The organism is Oleiphilus sp. HI0067 (genome assembly GCF_001635735.1).
The window spans coordinates 1-868 of sequence record NZ_LWFI01000219.1 but is presented as its reverse complement, the minus strand read 5'-3'; the positions used below and the strand labels follow the sequence as shown (position 1 = coordinate 868).

Genomic DNA, 868 nt, shown 5'->3' with positions numbered 1-868 from the left:
AATTGAGCGTCGCAGCAGTGAAAATACTACAGCAAAAGCACCCGCTCCACATGCAGCGAAAACCGTATTAACAATGACTAAAAATACGTCGATATCTGAGCGATATGCTGAACCACCGTTAAATCCTAACCAGCCTATGAACAATAAAAATCCACCGCCAACGGCTACAGGCATATTAGCGGCAAGAGCCACTTTGCGCCCTTTAACAAACACACCTTCCCGCGGACCAATAATCAAAAGTACGGCCAAAGCAATCGCACCACCCACGACGTGAACAACTGCCGAACCAGCTAGGTCTACAAACCCAAACTGTGCGAGCAGTGCAGACTGACTCTAGACATTAAAAGCAAAAAAGGGATAGATAAAGACCGCGGTAAAAACCGCTACAATGACATATACCCAGAGAGCAACGCGCTCTGAAAGAGCTCCGGATATCAACGTTACACAGGGTGCAAAAAATAGGCTCTGATAGAGAAAGACTAGATAGCCCTCACCTTCCAATACAAGATCGCCATCAAAGACAATTGCTTATCCGACAAACCAGAAAAGAAGAATCACTAAACATAAGTCGAGGACATTTTTTGCAGCAACGTTAACGTTGTTTTTTGAACGCACCAAACCAGATTCTAGCAATAAAAAACCTACTTGCTGGAGAAAAACTAAGAATACGCAAACGGCTAACCAGATCGCTTCAGCAGACACAGTCACCAAACTCAATAATTAGAAACTAAACAGTCAGGCTAGTCGTCATTCAGGCGTAAACGCAGTGAATTTGTAGGTTAATTTTAAAAATTGATGTAGATCAATTTGTGGCGTTTAGACCAGACAGAAAAGGATAGAAATGACGGAGTTTGGACAGAAGTAAGAT

At 42.9% G+C, this 868-nt stretch carries 1 pseudogene; it reads right to left on the bottom strand.

What is annotated here, in order from left to right:
* Positions 1 to 702: pseudogene (locus A3739_RS30650) on the bottom strand (ammonium transporter); the annotation flags it as partial.
* Between the last annotated feature and the right edge of the window lie 166 nt (positions 703 to 868).